General features: G+C 46.7%; 12 protein-coding genes. All 12 read right to left on the bottom strand.

The window, feature by feature from the left end:
* Nucleotides 1–27: 27 nt before the first annotated feature.
* Entirely contained in the window at nucleotides 28–1,059 is a 1,032-nt protein-coding gene (locus MRBLPE1_RS19380; protein WP_364149752.1) for a glycoside hydrolase family 88 protein, read from the bottom strand.
* Between the two features lie 34 nt (nucleotides 1,060–1,093).
* The gene (locus tag MRBLPE1_RS19385) at nucleotides 1,094–1,930 is read right to left on the bottom strand and encodes a carbohydrate ABC transporter permease (RefSeq protein ID WP_364148539.1); all 837 of its coding nucleotides are present in this window, start codon (nucleotides 1,928–1,930) and stop codon (nucleotides 1,094–1,096) included.
* 2 nt (nucleotides 1,931–1,932) lie between these two features.
* On the bottom strand, nucleotides 1,933–2,832 hold the full coding sequence (locus MRBLPE1_RS19390; RefSeq protein ID WP_364148541.1) for a carbohydrate ABC transporter permease: 900 nt from the start codon (nucleotides 2,830–2,832) through the stop codon (nucleotides 1,933–1,935).
* Between the two features lie 102 nt (nucleotides 2,833–2,934).
* A complete protein-coding gene (locus MRBLPE1_RS19395) occupies nucleotides 2,935–4,272 on the bottom strand; it encodes an ABC transporter substrate-binding protein (RefSeq protein WP_364148543.1) in 1,338 nt (445 codons plus the stop codon).
* Between the two features lie 116 nt (nucleotides 4,273–4,388).
* Complete coding sequence (locus MRBLPE1_RS19400) at nucleotides 4,389–5,945, bottom strand: response regulator transcription factor (RefSeq protein ID WP_364148545.1); 1,557 nt, start codon at nucleotides 5,943–5,945, stop codon at nucleotides 4,389–4,391.
* On the bottom strand, nucleotides 5,938–7,692 hold the full coding sequence (locus MRBLPE1_RS19405) for a cache domain-containing sensor histidine kinase (RefSeq protein ID WP_364148548.1): 1,755 nt from the start codon (nucleotides 7,690–7,692) through the stop codon (nucleotides 5,938–5,940). The genes MRBLPE1_RS19400 and MRBLPE1_RS19405 overlap by 8 nt, the downstream gene beginning before the upstream one ends.
* Nucleotides 7,693–7,773: 81 nt before the next feature.
* Nucleotides 7,774–8,790, bottom strand: a complete 1,017-nt coding sequence (locus MRBLPE1_RS19410) for an SAM-dependent methyltransferase (protein WP_364148550.1) — start codon at nucleotides 8,788–8,790, stop codon at nucleotides 7,774–7,776.
* 769 nt (nucleotides 8,791–9,559) lie between these two features.
* Nucleotides 9,560–9,892, bottom strand: coding sequence for a cyclic-phosphate processing receiver domain-containing protein (locus MRBLPE1_RS19415; protein ID WP_364148552.1), 333 nt, complete (start codon nucleotides 9,890–9,892; stop codon nucleotides 9,560–9,562).
* A gap of 43 nt (nucleotides 9,893–9,935) precedes the next feature.
* Nucleotides 9,936–10,751, bottom strand: coding sequence for an Fpg/Nei family DNA glycosylase (locus MRBLPE1_RS19420; RefSeq protein WP_364148555.1), 816 nt, complete (start codon nucleotides 10,749–10,751; stop codon nucleotides 9,936–9,938).
* A 40-nt stretch (nucleotides 10,752–10,791) separates the two neighbouring features.
* Nucleotides 10,792–11,604, bottom strand: a complete 813-nt coding sequence (locus MRBLPE1_RS19425) for a TIGR01457 family HAD-type hydrolase (RefSeq protein ID WP_364148557.1) — start codon at nucleotides 11,602–11,604, stop codon at nucleotides 10,792–10,794.
* A 115-nt stretch (nucleotides 11,605–11,719) separates the two neighbouring features.
* A complete protein-coding gene (locus MRBLPE1_RS19430; RefSeq protein ID WP_364148559.1) occupies nucleotides 11,720–13,024 on the bottom strand; it encodes a ribonuclease H-like domain-containing protein in 1,305 nt (434 codons plus the stop codon).
* Nucleotides 13,021–15,306, bottom strand: a complete 2,286-nt coding sequence (locus MRBLPE1_RS19435; RefSeq protein WP_364148562.1) for a DEAD/DEAH box helicase — start codon at nucleotides 15,304–15,306, stop codon at nucleotides 13,021–13,023. Before MRBLPE1_RS19435 ends, MRBLPE1_RS19430 begins: the two co-directional genes overlap by 4 nt.
* Nucleotides 15,307–15,481 lie beyond the last annotated feature (175 nt).

A 15,481-nucleotide genomic window follows, 5' to 3' on the forward strand; every position in this document is an offset into this window, starting at 1 on the left:
CTAATCCAATAACAACAATTCGTTTCGTTAGAATACACGATTCTTGGAATTAAGCAGCTCCGCCAGAAAAGCAAGGGCCAAGCCTTGGCCCCAGCCTTGAACTCGCTTATGTGCGACATCGCGGTAACCTTGCAGATCATTCATAACAGCGGTTCCGGCGGATACGTTCAGCACGGCGCCGTCGTCGGTAATTTGGCTTAAAATACCATCGATAGACCGCTGAATGTATTTATTATACAAAGAACCGAAGGCGAACAAACCTGTAGCGATTCCAGCTGATCCCGAAGTTTCATGATAAGACGTTTTATCGTCGAGGACGGTATGCCACAGCCCATTGTCGTCTTGTAAACGCACAAGCGTGCTTAGCTGATCCCGCATAGAGCCTTCGATAATCATGAAGGATGGGTGCTGTACCGCGATATGCGGCAAAGCTTTGGCCATCGTTAGTGCTGCCCATGAGTTGCCGCGTGCCCAGAAGATGGAGGACATATGGTTCCGGGCGATATTATCCCAGCCATGGTAATACAGATTCGATACGGGATCCTGGAGAAAATGCTCATGTCCATGATACTGCTTCAAGCCGTCCTCCAAATAATCCGCACGGCCAAGCAGATGCCCCATACGGACGAGGAAATAGCCTGCCATCATCATCGTGTCAACCCAAGCTTGCTCTGGAAAATTGTAAGTCTCCGAATTCACCGTATGTTGAAAAACTCCGTCCGCAAAACGAACGGCGTCATTTTTCAAGTATTCGGCCATTTGAATGGCCACATCCAAATAGTTTTGATTGTCGGTTGCTTTATAAAGGGAGATGAGCGCATGTCCAATGGATACGCCGTTCACGGAGAGCTTAGGCAGTCCATCCTCCAGCTTCTCGTCTACCCACTCTTGCAGCAATTTAATATAATGTTCGTTTCCCGTAGCTTCGTAAGCCTCGGCCACTCCGTAAAAAGCTACGCCGCCTGGCCAATCCCAGCTAAAGTCCATTCTAAAGGTACGGTCTACTACACGGTCAATGACTTCCCGAATATGATTTTCATCAAATTGAAGCTGAGGCATTTCCATCTTCCTCTCCCCTAATTCAAATGATTGACTATTTCAAACCGCTTGTACTGATGCCTTCAACAATGTATTTCTGAAAAGCGAAGAAAATGGCAAGCACAGGAATCAAGCTTACGATCGACATCGCGAACATCGCGCCCCAGTTGGAGACGGTATCGCTGTCTAGGAACATTTTTAGCCCCATGGATACCGGATATAAGCTTGGGCGGTTCAAATAAAGGACCGGTCCGAGCAAATCCTCCCATCTCCAATAGAAGGAGAAAATAGAAGCAGTCGCGAGTGCAGGAACGACGAGCGGCAGGATGATCCGGAAAAACAAGCGGAACTTTCCGCAGCCATCGATGGTTGCCGCTTCATCAAGTTCATTTGGAATGGTCCGAATGAATTGAATTAGCAAAAAGATGAAAAACGGAATACCGAAATATTGTGGAATAACAATCGGTTTAATCGAATTCAGCCATTCAAGCTTCGCGAACAAAATATATTGCGGCACAAGCACGACATCATGCGGAAGCATGAGCGTCACCATCATAATGCCAAACCAAAACGTTTTGCCCGTAAAGTTAAGTCTCGCAAATCCGAAAGCGATAAAGGCCGAAGATAATACCGCTCCGATCGTTGAAATCACTACGATTTCAAGCGAGTTCATAATGAAATTCCCGAAGGATTGGCCTGCGATCCCCACCCAGCCTATTTTGTAGTTCTCCCAAATCCAAGGCTGCGGAATGAGTGAATCCGCGGTTGCGAATATAAGGTTACTTTGCTTGAACGAACTCATTAACAGCCATAAAACGGGATACACCATGACTAATGCGAGCGCTGCGACAAAGATATGGTAGATCGGCCACTTCAGTTTTTTTAAGATCATGATTAATGGCCACCTTTCGACTCGTAATGAACCCATTTCTTAGAGGTATAGAACAGAATTCCTGTCAAAATGGCAATGATGATCAACATAACCCATGCCATCGCGGACGCGAAGCCCATATCGAAATAAACAAACGCCTGACGGAACAGATAAAGTGAGTAGAGCAGCGTACCGTCAAGCGGGCCGCCTTCCCCTTTGGAGATAATGTACGCTGGAACAAAGGTCATAAATGCGCCAATGGTCTGCATGATCGTGTTGAACAAGATAATGGGACTTAGCATTGGAATCGTGATTTTGAAGAACCGAATAATGGGTCCTGCACCGTCAACATTGGATGCTTCATATAATTCTGGCGGAATATTTTTGAGTCCTGCAAGGAAAATAAGCATAGAAGAACCGAATTGCCATACTGACAAAGTAATCAGCATCCAGAGCGCAGCTGCCGGTTCCGCAAACCATCTCACGCTATCTAAACCGAGTGCATTCAGAAATATGTTTATAACTCCTTCGTCTCCGTAAAGGTTGCGCCACATAATGGAAACCGCAACGCTGCCGCCAATAATGGAAGGAAGATAATAAACCGTCCGATATAACCCGATTGCTTTCGAAGCTGTATTCAATATCATTGCAATAAAAAGCGCAAAAGCCAGCCTAAGCGGAACTCCGATAAATACGTACAGGAACGTAACCTTAAGCGATGCCCAAAATTTCGAGTCATCCGTAAACATCGTCGAGTAATTCTCTAATCCGATAAAGGATGGTGTCGAGAGAAGATCATAATCTGTAACGGAAAAATATAACGATGCTGCTGCCGGGATCAATGTGAATAATAGAAATCCGATAACAAATGGTCCAATAAAGGTGTAACCGATCAAGTTGTTTTTCAGTGATAGCGATTTCATCTTATCCAACTCCTATACGAAGTCTATCTAGCCGATTCTTCGGTTTCTAAGAAAATGCGATGGCCGATCTTCCGACCAACCATCGCATCTGCTCAAACAATATTACTTGTTTTTCTTAAGAATGGAGGTTGCTTCGTCTCTAAATTTCTTTGCTGCTTCTTCCGGCTTGATTTTGTTGTAGTTCATTTGCTCAGCAAGGCTGGTTAAGGATTTAAATACTTCAGCAGAACCGATCGGATCAGCTGGATCCATTGGGGAGCTGTTTGCTTCAGCCCAAGCAACATAGTCATAAACTTGGATTTGTGCTTCCGTGGAAACGGCTTTCAAGGCTTCTTTGACTTTCGACGATACAGGAACGCCGCGGTCGCCCAGAATCAATTTGTTTGCTTCGATATCATTTACGAAGAAGTTGATAAATTTAGTCGCTTCTTCTTTCGCTTTCGAATTTTCAGACACGGAGAAGAACATACTCGGTTTCAAGAACAAACCTTTTTCCATGTTAGGACCAACCATTGGAGCGATTGCAAGCGGACGGTTTGCAACTTGCTGCAAGCCTACATATTGGTTCGACCACTGCCATACGCCGATGCCTTGGTTAAGTACAAGGTGGCTGTCTTCCGCGCCTTTGATTTGCGCAAGCACGTCAGGTGAAGGTACTGCGCCGTCAATTACCAACTTAGCAAGCATTCCGAAGAAATCTGTAAACATTTTGTCATCTTCATAACCAAGGCCGGTACCTTCTGCATTAAACAATGTTTTGCCTAATGTACGGAGGTAGTAGCCGAAGAATACTTCAGGACGCATGCCGTTATCGAAGTAAAGTCCAGCAGCTTTAGCTTTGCCAGCCATTTCTACGTAATCGTCCCAAGTGAAGTTTTCAGGGATAGATTCAATGCCTGCCTTTTTCAGCAGCGCCGGGTCATAGTTAAAGCCGAGTGCGTTAACGCCAAGGTTGATTCCGTAAAGCCCGTCGCCTAATTTACCGCCGTCGATTGCGTTTTGGCTGATGTCGGTAACATCGATTTGGTTGCCGATGAACGGTGTCAAATCAGCGAGTTGATTTCTGCCTGCATATTGCGAGTAGTTCTGAGTATCGATTTGGATAATATCTGGAAGCTCGTTTGCAGCCGCTTGAGGCGCTAGCTTCTTCCAGTAATCATCATAGTTCGCATATTCCATTTCAATCGTGACATGCGGATTTTTCGCTTTGTACATTTCAATGACTTTCATCGTGTAATCATGCCGAGGCTGTCCGCCCCACCATGCGATTCGCAGTGTAACTGGTTTTGCTTCTGACGGCTCCTCTTTTACTTCGTTGTTAGTATTAGGTGTGTTCGTGGAGTTCGTTGCGTTACCGTTGCCGGAATTCCCTCCGCAAGCGCTTACGAGAACCAGTGCAACAGCCATGATCATTAAAAGCATTTTCTTCGGTGCTTTCATTGTGTTACGCCCCTTCCAAACTCTTTAATGTTGTTTACAAGCTTTATTATAGGTCGAATGTCGAATTGTCGGAATTAAAAAAACCGCTTTCTTTGTTAAAAAAACAGAGGTCGCCATTACGGCGACCTTTTGAATTCGGATGGCGTAAATCCGGTATGCTTTTTGAATACTTGGCTAAAGTATTGCGGATTATCGCCGAATCCGAATTTTTCCGCAAGCTCGAATACCTTCACGTCGCCGGTTTTTTCGATTTCTTGCACGGCCCTCTCCATTCTTAGACGAACGACGTAGTTTGAAAATTTTTCATTCGTTTCCTTTTTAAACAGCTTGCCCAAATAATCGGCGTTCATATATAAAATCTCACTCGCTACCCAGTTGAGCGACAGCTCCGGGTTAGAGATCTGCTCATCAATTACGTTGATCATCTTATCGATAATGAGCGAATGCTTTTTGGAATGGGTTTGAAAATTGTTCAAGCAGATTTGCTCGGCATTTTCGGTAACGAATTGTTCGATCGTTCTTAACGTGTGAAATTGCTCGAAGCTCGCAATCTTTGTAAGATAATCATTGATCTCTTCCGGTCTTCCTTGACGCACGATCGAAATATATAACGGGATGACATAGGATTTCGAAAGATGCGTATCCATCCGGCTTTCCGCCAGCAAGGCAAAATAGCTTTGCAGCTCCGCTTGGACAAAAGCCCAGTCTCCCGACTTTACATGCATGCAAAGCGGCTCTTCATCATAAATGAACGGCTTCAGCGTGCTTTCATCGCCTCGTTCGACATCCTTTTGCGTTATGATGCTGCCCTCACCCAAATAAAACTGGTAGTTTAAGCACTCTAATGTTTCCCGGTACATTTTACGGGCATGGGTAATCGGGCCTTCGTCGCTTACCGCAACGGTTGCATCGAGCTTGTAATAAGTCGAGAAGGTTTGTTTGATTTCATTGAGCTTTGCGAATAAAGCTTCTGTGCCGATGCTCGCCTTTATTAGCAAGAGTACATGCTTTCCGATCGTGGTGCTGAGCAGGACTATCGATTGGCCAATAACATCCTGCGCTATATTTTTGACGGCGAACATGTGCTCAAACTCAAATTTCCCTTCGATTTGAAACAAAAGCAGCTGTACCCTGTCATTTTCTACCGTGATATGAAACAGGTTGCCGTAGTCGTCCCAATCGCGCTGACCATACGTTTTGTTCGTGACGAGCTCCTTCAAAAATTGCTCCTTGGCATGAGGTAGCACCTTTGACAATTCCTTTTGAATATTGTGCATGAACTTTTCCTGCGACTGCTGTTCCTCAAGCTCAGTTATCACGTTCGTCAAAGCTTCTGTAATCGTGTTCTCATTGCAGGGCTTCAGCAAATAGTGTTTTACTCCGAATTGCATGGCGGTCCTGGCATAATCGAATTCGCTAAAGCCGGATAATAAGATGAAAGCGATGTGCGGAAATTTCTCATATACTTTCTCAACCAATTGCAAACCGTTCATCCCCGGCATTTTGATATCGGATATTACGATATCCGGCATATGGCTTTCAATAAATGCCATCGCCTCGAGTCCATTGCGGGCAGTTCCAGCGAGCTCCGTATTATATTCGTTCCATTTTACCGTAAGCGAAATGCCCTCAACGATGATTCGTTCATCATCTACCAACAATACTTTATACATGGGAATCCCTCATTTCATACGGAAGCATAAGCTTAACTCTCGTACCTCCATTTGGCTCGCTCTCAACCTGCAGACCGTATGCGTCTCCATATAAAAGCTTGATGCGGTCTTCGATGTTTTTCAATCCTAGTCCCGAGCCCTTCGTTTTCACTTGTCCGCTTAGCAGCTGCGCAACAAATTGCTGCTCCATGCCTGGCCCGTTATCCTCGACCGCGATAAACAACCGATCATCCTCTGTATACGCATGAATATTTATGGTGCAGGTATCAATCATTTGTTCTAGTCCATAGTTAATCGCGTTTTCAACAAGCGGCTGAAGCGAAAGCTTCGGTATGCTGCAATGAAGCAGCTTATCAGGTACGTCGACGTTAAAATCAAGGCGTTCCTCGAAGCGGTATTTCTGAATCGTTACATAATGATTGATGATATCAAGCTCTTTGCTAAGCGGAATAAGCGGCTCCTTCAGATTTATGGAGGTTCTAAGGAGAGAGCCTAACGCTTCAACCATTTGTGAAATATGCGTTTGGTTGCTCAGCTTCGCCGACCAGTTAATGGACTCCAAGGTGTTATACAGAAAATGCGGGTTGATTTGTGCCTGAAGCGCTTTAAACTCCGTGTCGCGAATGGTCAGCTGCTTGACATAGTTTTCATGGATGAGCTCATTGATCCGTTCGACCATAATGCGGAAATTCCGGTGCATTTGCCCGGCTTCATCCATCGCAAGCGCTCGTTCATTCGGTTCTTCGATATAGGAAAAATTGCCCAGCTGTACTCGTTTCATCTTTGCATTCAAACGTTCGATAGGCTCGGTTATGCCATTCGCGAATCCGACGGCAATCAACAGGATGACAATGAACAGAACAGCAAAAATTAAGATAATCGTATTTTTCACCTTGACCACGCGTTCAAAAATATCGTCAAACGGGATCAGCGTATAATACGTCCAATCGGTATAGGTAGAAGCGATAAAGGTGACGAAATATTGCTTCCCCTCGTACCGTATGACCTTATATCCCTCATTTCCGGATAAGGCAGCTAATGATTCAATCGGTAATGCGGAAGCTTCCGGATAAACCGCTTCATTATTTTTCAAAATAATTAACTGCGCATCATTACTGTTCAACCCTTTCGCTAAATCCCTGAACAGCTTGTTCATGTCAATACGAAGCGCTAATGTGCCAATGTAATCCAACTTCAACTGTTCGAACGATCTCACCTCACGCGCGGCAACTAGAGACTTATCGTTGCTATAGGGGGCAATCCATGTATTTCCCCCTTGATTCACGGAAGTTGCCTGCTTATACACATTCAAGCGGTCCTGGTACACGGTAATCGAATTGGCTCCGACCGCGTATTCGTTGTCATTCACGTCATATAGCTGCGCTGAAAGCACGTATTTATCAAGCGCGCCGATGTTGACCATACGTTCTTTAACCGTCAACCGCAAGACATAATTGTCATAATCGGATAGCCCGCTTTTAATGGAACGCAAATAACGCTGAATGGTCGAATCCGTAGCAAGCATAAAAGTAAGCTTCTCCATCTTTTTCAGCTCGTTCTCGATACTGATTGAAGATAAGCTCAGTGCCTTTGAAGACTGCTTGTATATTTCTTGATCGTAAAAATCAAAGGCATATTGTTGAATGATGATAGCAAGCACGGCAACAACCAGCATGATGACCGAAATGAGCACAAACATTTTATGCTTAATTCTCAAATTAGTATAAAGCGCTTTCAAATTGGGCACTTTCAACAGTCTCCTTTCACCGTCGCAGCGTCAAGAAAGATCAAAAAAGAGCGCCCTGCCTGAAGGCGGGGGCGGCTCATGTTATTTTTTGATCAAATATAGCGTGATTTCTTCTCGATTGTGGAACAGCTGTTTCGCTTTTTGAAGCACGAATTCCGTTGATAATCTGGAAATCACGTCTCGGATGGTTTGCAGCGGTTTCCGGTGCATAAGCTTCACCGTGATAATCGCTGTAGCGCCGGCTTTGAGCGCCGGCTCAAGATCAAGCACCAATTTGCACATTAGCATCGGACTCCAACTCATATCACATACGAGCAGATCAAAAGTGGCGGGATTAAATTTAACTTCCGATGCGTTCCGTTTTAAATAGGTCAAGGTCGGATAGGCCATTAAGGACGGATGCAATTCTGCTGGATCAATCGCCGTTACGCGTAAGCCGCGTTCCAGCAGCAGCGAAGTCCAGCCGCCCGGCGCTGCTCCGACATCGAGTGCATTTTGGTAGCCGGCATAATTTAGGCCAAATTCCCTTTCTGCTTCAAGCAGTTTGAATTTTGCCCGGGATACCTGTCCTTCTTCACGTTGAAAACGAACAGCGCCGCCCGGCCAATCCGACAGCATGTCCGCTGGCGCACCGAATCCTGCATACAGCTGGGTTGCCGCAGCATAAATCGCAATTATGATATCCGGCTGCTGGACGACAGGCTCTGCTCCGATCTCTTCAAGCACCGCGTCCAGAACGGCTTTCGTGTCCGCAGCCGAATAAACAAATTCGGATTTGGAGGTTCGCCTAATATGCACAGCGACCCGTTTACTTTCAAAGGACAGCACGGCGTTGCGGACCATATTCGAAAGTTCCTCGAAATCATTCGCGTTTCCTGTTATGTCGATCGTACGATCCACCGGCTGGAAATGGCGTAAAAAGATCGGTTCCTGCTGTTGTATAGCTTGCAGCGTCTCTTCCCGATTTTGCGGGCTCGACATTAAAAATACTTCACCTGCCGCAAGCTGCGTGAAAGCGGCACCGTCAAAGAGCCTGCGAAGTTCTTCCATCGCATAAGGTGCATAAGTTTGATTGGCCGTTCCGATCCATTGACTCACGTATGTTAAACCTCTTTCGTATATGAATTACCCTCGGTCCCTTGATTGGACCGTTTCTTCCCTGCTCACAAGAGTGATCTCTTGCTTATGAAAATATGATTAGAGCAGCTATTAAAAAGAAATTTTTAAAAATGAAGGATGGATTTAACTGGAAAATCTCCATCTAATAAGCTGTGTTTTCCTCAGTTTATCCCAAACAACACAATTTAACGGGAGTTTTTCCTGTTAATTATTATTAATCACTTCACCTACTGCCTATCGGCAATAGATATGCCCACTGCGAAGCCGCTTCACCTAAGCGCTAGCAACGAGTCAGTCTCCGTCGTCAGCTACATTCGATTGATTTCCATTGCTTGCATTATAACCGAATAAGTCACATTTCGTGAAACTAAACTTGATCCTAATTTTAGAATCAATAACCAATGGAGTCCTTCTCGAGCAAGAAACGCCAATTAGTACCACGAAATAAAACCAATTCTATTATCATTAACGCAAAATTCTCACGGAATGCTTGTCCAATCCTATCTGATTCCATTCCTAAGCCCCACTGTAAGCCTGTCTCTCGGAACGAAAGCGCTCCATCCTCTCACCAAACTATTCATCACGTCGGTTTAACATTATGTTGTTCCAGCTGCGAGTGTTCAGAGTGTACAACCCTTGCCGCCCTCCCTTGGAAGGGAGGGTGGCAAGGGTTGCAACGAAAAGATTTGAAGGTTTAGAATACTCCTTTAAACTTTTGTTAAAACCCCAAAGGGCAGACATAACGAAGTTAACGAGCAGCTATTTCCATTAAGAGAGCGTCCGGCATCGGACCGTTATGCAGCTTGGTTTCAGCCGGAGCACTTTCGGATAGCATATGGTACATTTGCATACGGCCTGCTGCACTTGAGGTGTGTAAGTAAATTTGTTCCGGATAACGCCCTGTTTCAACGATATGGCGAACCACTTCATAGCCAGTGGGCTGAGCCCAGCCAAGATCGTAATCGAGTGAGAGGATGCCAACTTTCTCGTGATCTAAAAGCTGCTTGCATTCTTCGGCATTACTCGCAAGAACGAATCCTTTGGGGCATACTCGGTAATCGTCTAAGTACACATGGATCATGAATGAAACCCCCGTTCAACGAATAGATTCAAAGCTTGCTTATTCATTGATCCTTTTGGCAGTTCGAACAAACGTATGCCTTCCGGCCAGAAACATCGATTTTCTCGATAACGCCTTCGCAGCTCCGGCACATTTGGCCTTCACGGTCATAAACTCGAAATTGATCGCGATGCTTCCCCGTATGGCTATCCTCTGCCGAAAAAGCATGCTCGCCCGCTCCGCCGTTTGAAATCGCTTCCCTTACTACATTATGCATCGCTCCGTATAGGCGTTCCCAGGTTTCGTGTTCGAAGATAGGAATTTTTGCATCGGGACGGATCCCGGCTGCATTACAAATCTCATCCGAATATGCGGCGCCGATTCCTGAAACTACATTTTGGTCCATTAACGCCGTTTTTATGGCTCCGCGTTTTTTGGCAAAACGCCCGATAAAACGTTCCAATGTCAATCTTTTGTCCAGGGCGTCTGGTCCAAGCTTACCCAGCTTTTCCTCATTTTCCTTTACCGTTAAAAGCTGCAAGTCATCCGCTCTCAATCCGACGCCATACAAAACTGCTTCTCCAAAAATGAGCTTCAGCTGTGCGGCGCGGCTTGGTTTATCGGCCTCGCTTCCCTTATACAAATAAGCCCCTTGCCCCAAATGGAGCAACAGACGTTTCCCATTATCCAGATGCAGTACTAAATATAAGCCTCTTCTTTCTACAAACCATACGATCTTGCCTACAACATCTCGCTGTATTTGTTCGTCGCTTGCTTGAAAAATCTTAGCATTCGTTATTTCGATACCGGTTATTTGGGCTCCTGCGAAATGCTCCGCGATAAAAGTCCGATAAATATCCAGTTCGGGCAGTTCTTGCATGAAAGTTCGCTTCCTTCCTATGTTCTTCGTTTACGAAATCTCATATTTCCCTGTGATCAGATATATAAGAACGAAGCTCTTCTAAGTGATTGCAAATTACGGTTGGTTTACATCCTGCTTGCTCCATATAATAAGACATATTTTCAGCAGTCGTAAGCCCGGTCAAAACAAGAATCGTACCACATCCGGCAGCTTCCCCGAAAGCGATGTCTGTAGCCATATTGTCCCCGACTACCCATGTTTCTTCAGCTTTTAAACCGATTTCCCTAAGTGAATATTTCATAAGAACGGATGAGGGCTTGCCGATTAAAATCGGTTCTTTCCCGCCTGCCGCACGCAGCATGGCCCCGATGGAGCCTGCTCCGGGAATGAGGCCGTCGGTAGATGGGAGCAATAAATCCGGGTTTGTCATTACAAAATCCGCTCCGCCATGAATATACCGAACCGCTTTTGTTAAGCGCTCGTAGGTAAAGGTCCTGTCAATTCCCTGCAGCACGAAATCCGGCTGTTCCTCCGTTAAAGCTAAGCCCGCATCCTGAACGGCTTTTTTAAGACCCGCTTCCCCTACTACGAATACAGATGCTCCCGGCTTGATCTCCGCAATATGTTCCGCAGCTGCTTGCGCTGAGGTGCATACATCCTTTGCAGCCGCGGGGATCCCCATCTTCAGCAGTCTTTCAGCTACCTCTTCCGGCGTTGACGATGAATTGTTCGTGACAAAGCGAAATGGAAGCTTCGTTTCTTTCAAATATGAAATAAGTCGATCCGCATCATCAATTCGGTGCGTACCATGATATAACGTGCCATCAAGATCAATAAGCAATCCGCGCATAGCAGGATTTTTATTTGTCATTGGTGTTATCCTCCCAAGCGAGAACGGCTTTCGCTGCAATCAACTTTATTAACTTTGATTGCCAGATAAGAAAACGCTCCCTACCCAACAATCGCAGCCAGAATTAAAATGCTCATTATTGAATATGTTTTGTGGATTTCCGCCGCAAGCGCGTGATGCGATTACGCAGTGCCTCGAGCTCAGCTCTTTTTTTGGTATCGCGGCGAATAAGCAGAGAATGATTCATGGCATGTTCAAAAGCGGTATTTGCATGCCCTAAAGCAGCCTCATAATCCTTCAGCTTATGCTCGTAATACATGGCAAGCTCGATACTTGCTTCATGGGCGGCCGGACCAAAATGCGAGGCGGAATGTATAATAGCCTTCTGCCACAATAACACAGCCCGAACCCAATTTCCAGCCTTCTTGTCACGTGCAGCAAGCATGAGAAGCGTAGACGGATTCGATTGTTCAGCATGCATGGCGGTATCGAACAATTGAACAGGCAGCTCTTTTTTCCCCATTCGTTCAAGCCAGAGTCCCGTACGAACCATTTCCTCCGGCTCATCCGGAAGTGGAATATACGATTCGATATTGCCGTTCAATAAATGCCCAAATCGAATCGCGAGGCAAGCGAGGGAGAGCATATCGATTTCATTATGACGAAAAACGCCTTCAAGCGGCGCGGGATCTCCACTCGCTAAATATTGAAAATAAAGCTGAGGCGCCAGAGAGCCCGGCACGTCATCCTCGCGTTGAATGCCAAGGCGTTCTTCCTCGACATGACTTAACTTACACGAAACCAATGTGTTTCTCCAAATCGAACGCGCCGGATGCAAAAAATCGAGATGCCGGGGCTCCCACATTTTACGGCCAAGCCCATTCAAAATGAAACGGCTCTGGACAAGCGGCCAATCGAATGTCTTGCCATTGTACGTGGATAAATAAGTGAATTGCTGCAGCTTATCCGCCAAATACATGAGCATCGCTCTCTCTTCGGCAGGATGCCTGATCAAGGCCTGCTCAATGACAAATTGCCCCTTTGACATATAGCCTATGCCGACCATAAAAGGAACGTTCCCCGCTCCGACGCCAAGGCCTGTCGTTTCCAGATCCAGAAACAAAATTTGCTCAGCGGCCATTTGCTGATTGGCATGAAAGGCAGATAAACCAGGAGCTGCCTCTTCCAGCTCCTTGAGCGCATGCAAACCATGGCGATGGTTTATTGTATATTCTATCTTTCGCAGCAGAAAGCTGCCTGTCTCATTCGTTGCGAGCTTAACGCCAAAAGCAGCCCAAACAGGTGAAAGCTTTTCCTCCTCCTCCTCATCGCATAGCACCGCCATGGGTTCCTCTGTCAGTTCGGGAGATTCTTCAATTACTTCTTCCTGCTTGGCGCTTTCCCCCCGCAAACGGTTCATTCTATCGCGCATTCCGCTCATCGCGTACCCTCCGCTTCGTTCAGCAGCTCAAGCGCCTGCTGCTTTCCGAGAAGACCCACTTCTTCAATGGGGCCAACGCAGGCGGGACAGCCGCTTAAGCATGTGCAAGCGCGTATCAATGATTTGGCTTGACGAATGAGTTCGTCATGAACCTCGAATAAACGCTCGCTTAACCCGATTCCCCCGGGGTATCGGTCATAGAAATAAATCGTCGGCTTTTGCGTATGGACAGCTTTTACTTGAGGTACGACTCTAATATCAAAAGGATCGCACATTAAATAGAGGGGAGCGATATGCACGAGCACGTTCGCAATGCCCAGCAATGCAAACTGCATTTCGTTTTTGCTTTTGCGCGCTGCCGCTTCCTCGCTGAACGAGAACCAGTAACCACTCGTATGCAGCTCTTCCTCCGGCAAATGTATAGGCCCCGAGCCTATATTTTCATGCGTGCGAAGCTTGATTTTTTTGAAAATGGTCGGTTTGGCGTTGACCGTAAGTTCACCGTATTGCCTAATCAGCTCCCCAGACTCTCTCTCCTTGTCTACGTACAGCACCTTCAGCTCGACTGCAAGGTTAGCATCTGTGTAATAGTCTACGCTAACTTCGCGCACATAGGCTTTTTTCTCCGGATAGTCAAGCTTCTCGACCTGATACTGCACGCCTTCATGGATATAGATCGCTTCCTCATGGATGAGCGTCGGAGCGCTGAACCGGTCAACCTCTCCCAATACCCGGCTGCCGTTCGTATTATCTATAATGACAAAGTTCTCCTGCGCCGCTGAGCGCAGCGATATGTTATGTGCCGGAAAGGATTGCTCCATCCAGAACCACCGGTTGCCCGCTTGATGCAGCACCTTCTCTTCCACGAGAAACTCCATCATATCCTCAAGCGATTCCGAGCCGAATGTGTCCCCGGCCTCGAATGGGAGCTCGTATGCCGCGCATTTGACATGATCCATAAGCACCAATAAATTATCGGGATGGATCAATGCCCGCTCAGGAGGCCGATTAAAGAAAAAGTCCGGGTTTTGGATCATGTACTGATCCAAGGGGTTGCTGCTCGCCACCATAAAGGTAATCGAGCTCTCTTGCCTTCTCCCCGCGCGTCCGGATTGCTGCCAGGTGCTTGCGATCGTTCCCGGATAACCATTCAAAACACAGGCTTGCAGCTGTCCGATATCAATGCCAAGCTCAAGCGCATTCGTGCTGACAACGCCGCGGATTTCGCCCGACCGCAAGCCCCGTTCAATCTCTCTGCGCAATTTGGGCAAATATCCGCCCCGGTACCCTCTAATCGACTTATCGTTAATTTTATCGCGGATCAATTCCTGCAAATAGGTCAGCAGAAGCTCAACGCGGACACGGCTTCGCGCAAATACGATCGTTTGAACTCCCTGTTTCAGCAGCAGCCCGGCGAGCTTCCGGGTCTCCAGCACGCTGCTGCGGCGAATGCCCAGCTGTTTATTAACGACAGGAGGATTGTAAAAGACAAAATGCTTCTCTCCCATCGGAGCGCCGTTATTGTCGACAAGCTTTACTTTCTCACCGATTAAACGCTCTGCATGCTCTTGAGGGTTATCTATCGTGGCCGACGCGCATATGAACTGCGGCGTCGAACCGTAAAACTTGCAAATTCGCTTAAGCCGGCGAATAACATTCGCCACATGGCTCCCGAACACGCCTCGGTAGGCATGGACTTCATCAATAACGATATACTTTATATTTTCGAACAGCTTGACCCATTTGGTATGATGCGGCAATATCGCCGAGTGAAGCATATCCGGGTTCGTGACCACGATATGTCCGGCATTTCGGATCGCAGTCCGAACCGTTGGCGGCGTATCCCCGTCATAGGTATGTGTTTTAATGCCTGCGTCCATTAAATCAGCGAGCGCTTGCAGCTCAGCTACCTGGTCTTGCGCCAGCGCCTTCGTCGGAAACAAATAAAGCGCCCTGCCCTCTTCATTCTCGAGCAGAGATTGCATCACAGGCAGATTGTAGCATAAGGTCTTGCCCGAAGCCGTTGGCGTCACCGCGACAACATGGTGTCCGGCCCGCACCTCGCGGTATGCTTCGGCTTGATGCGTATATAATTCGCTGACCCCGCGGGAATTCAGCGCTTCCTTCCATGCATGGTGCAGGCCTTCCGGCAGCGGAGCGGTACGCGCGTCACGCGGAGCAAGGGTTCGCCAGTGCGTAACGTTATCCATAATTTCGGTGTTTTCCCGCACCTGCGTAAGCCACTCCTCCAAACCGGAGGTTTTTCCCGTAAACCGGTTCATGACCGTCCATCTCCCATCAAACGTATGTTTCTTTATATTTTACAGAATACATGTTCGGTCTGCAATTTTAATTTAAGGAAACAACAGCCGCCTCGAAAATTGACAGCCAATTGCGTACACGATATAGTAGTTTCATATCATTATTTAGACACTTGTTTAAATATCTAACCGTCTG

Origin of the sequence: Paenibacillus sp. LPE1-1-1.1, from assembly GCF_040676435.1 — a bacterium.
In the GTDB taxonomy this organism is placed as follows: Bacteria; Bacillota; Bacilli; order Paenibacillales; family Paenibacillaceae; genus Pristimantibacillus.

Bases quoted from the DNA above. Each gene is read 5' to 3' on its own strand.
- MRBLPE1_RS19435 (WP_364148562.1), bottom strand. From the start codon at position 15,306: ATGAACCGGTTTACGGGAAAAACCTCCGGTTTGGAGGAGTGGCTTACG.
- MRBLPE1_RS19415 (WP_364148552.1), bottom strand. From the start codon at position 9,892: ATGATCCATGTGTACTTAGACGATTACCGAGTATGCCCCAAAGGATTC.
- MRBLPE1_RS19430 (WP_364148559.1), bottom strand. From the start codon at position 13,024: ATGAGCGGAATGCGCGATAGAATGAACCGTTTGCGGGGGGAAAGCGCC.
- MRBLPE1_RS19385 (WP_364148539.1), bottom strand. From the start codon at position 1,930: ATGATCTTAAAAAAACTGAAGTGGCCGATCTACCATATCTTTGTCGCA.
- MRBLPE1_RS19425 (WP_364148557.1), bottom strand. From the start codon at position 11,604: ATGACAAATAAAAATCCTGCTATGCGCGGATTGCTTATTGATCTTGAT.
- MRBLPE1_RS19400 (WP_364148545.1), bottom strand. From the start codon at position 5,945: ATGTATAAAGTATTGTTGGTAGATGATGAACGAATCATCGTTGAGGGC.
- MRBLPE1_RS19380 (WP_364149752.1), bottom strand. From the start codon at position 1,059: ATGCCTCAGCTTCAATTTGATGAAAATCATATTCGGGAAGTCATTGAC.
- MRBLPE1_RS19420 (WP_364148555.1), bottom strand. From the start codon at position 10,751: ATGCAAGAACTGCCCGAACTGGATATTTATCGGACTTTTATCGCGGAG.
- MRBLPE1_RS19390 (WP_364148541.1), bottom strand. From the start codon at position 2,832: ATGAAATCGCTATCACTGAAAAACAACTTGATCGGTTACACCTTTATT.
- MRBLPE1_RS19395 (WP_364148543.1), bottom strand. From the start codon at position 4,272: ATGAAAGCACCGAAGAAAATGCTTTTAATGATCATGGCTGTTGCACTG.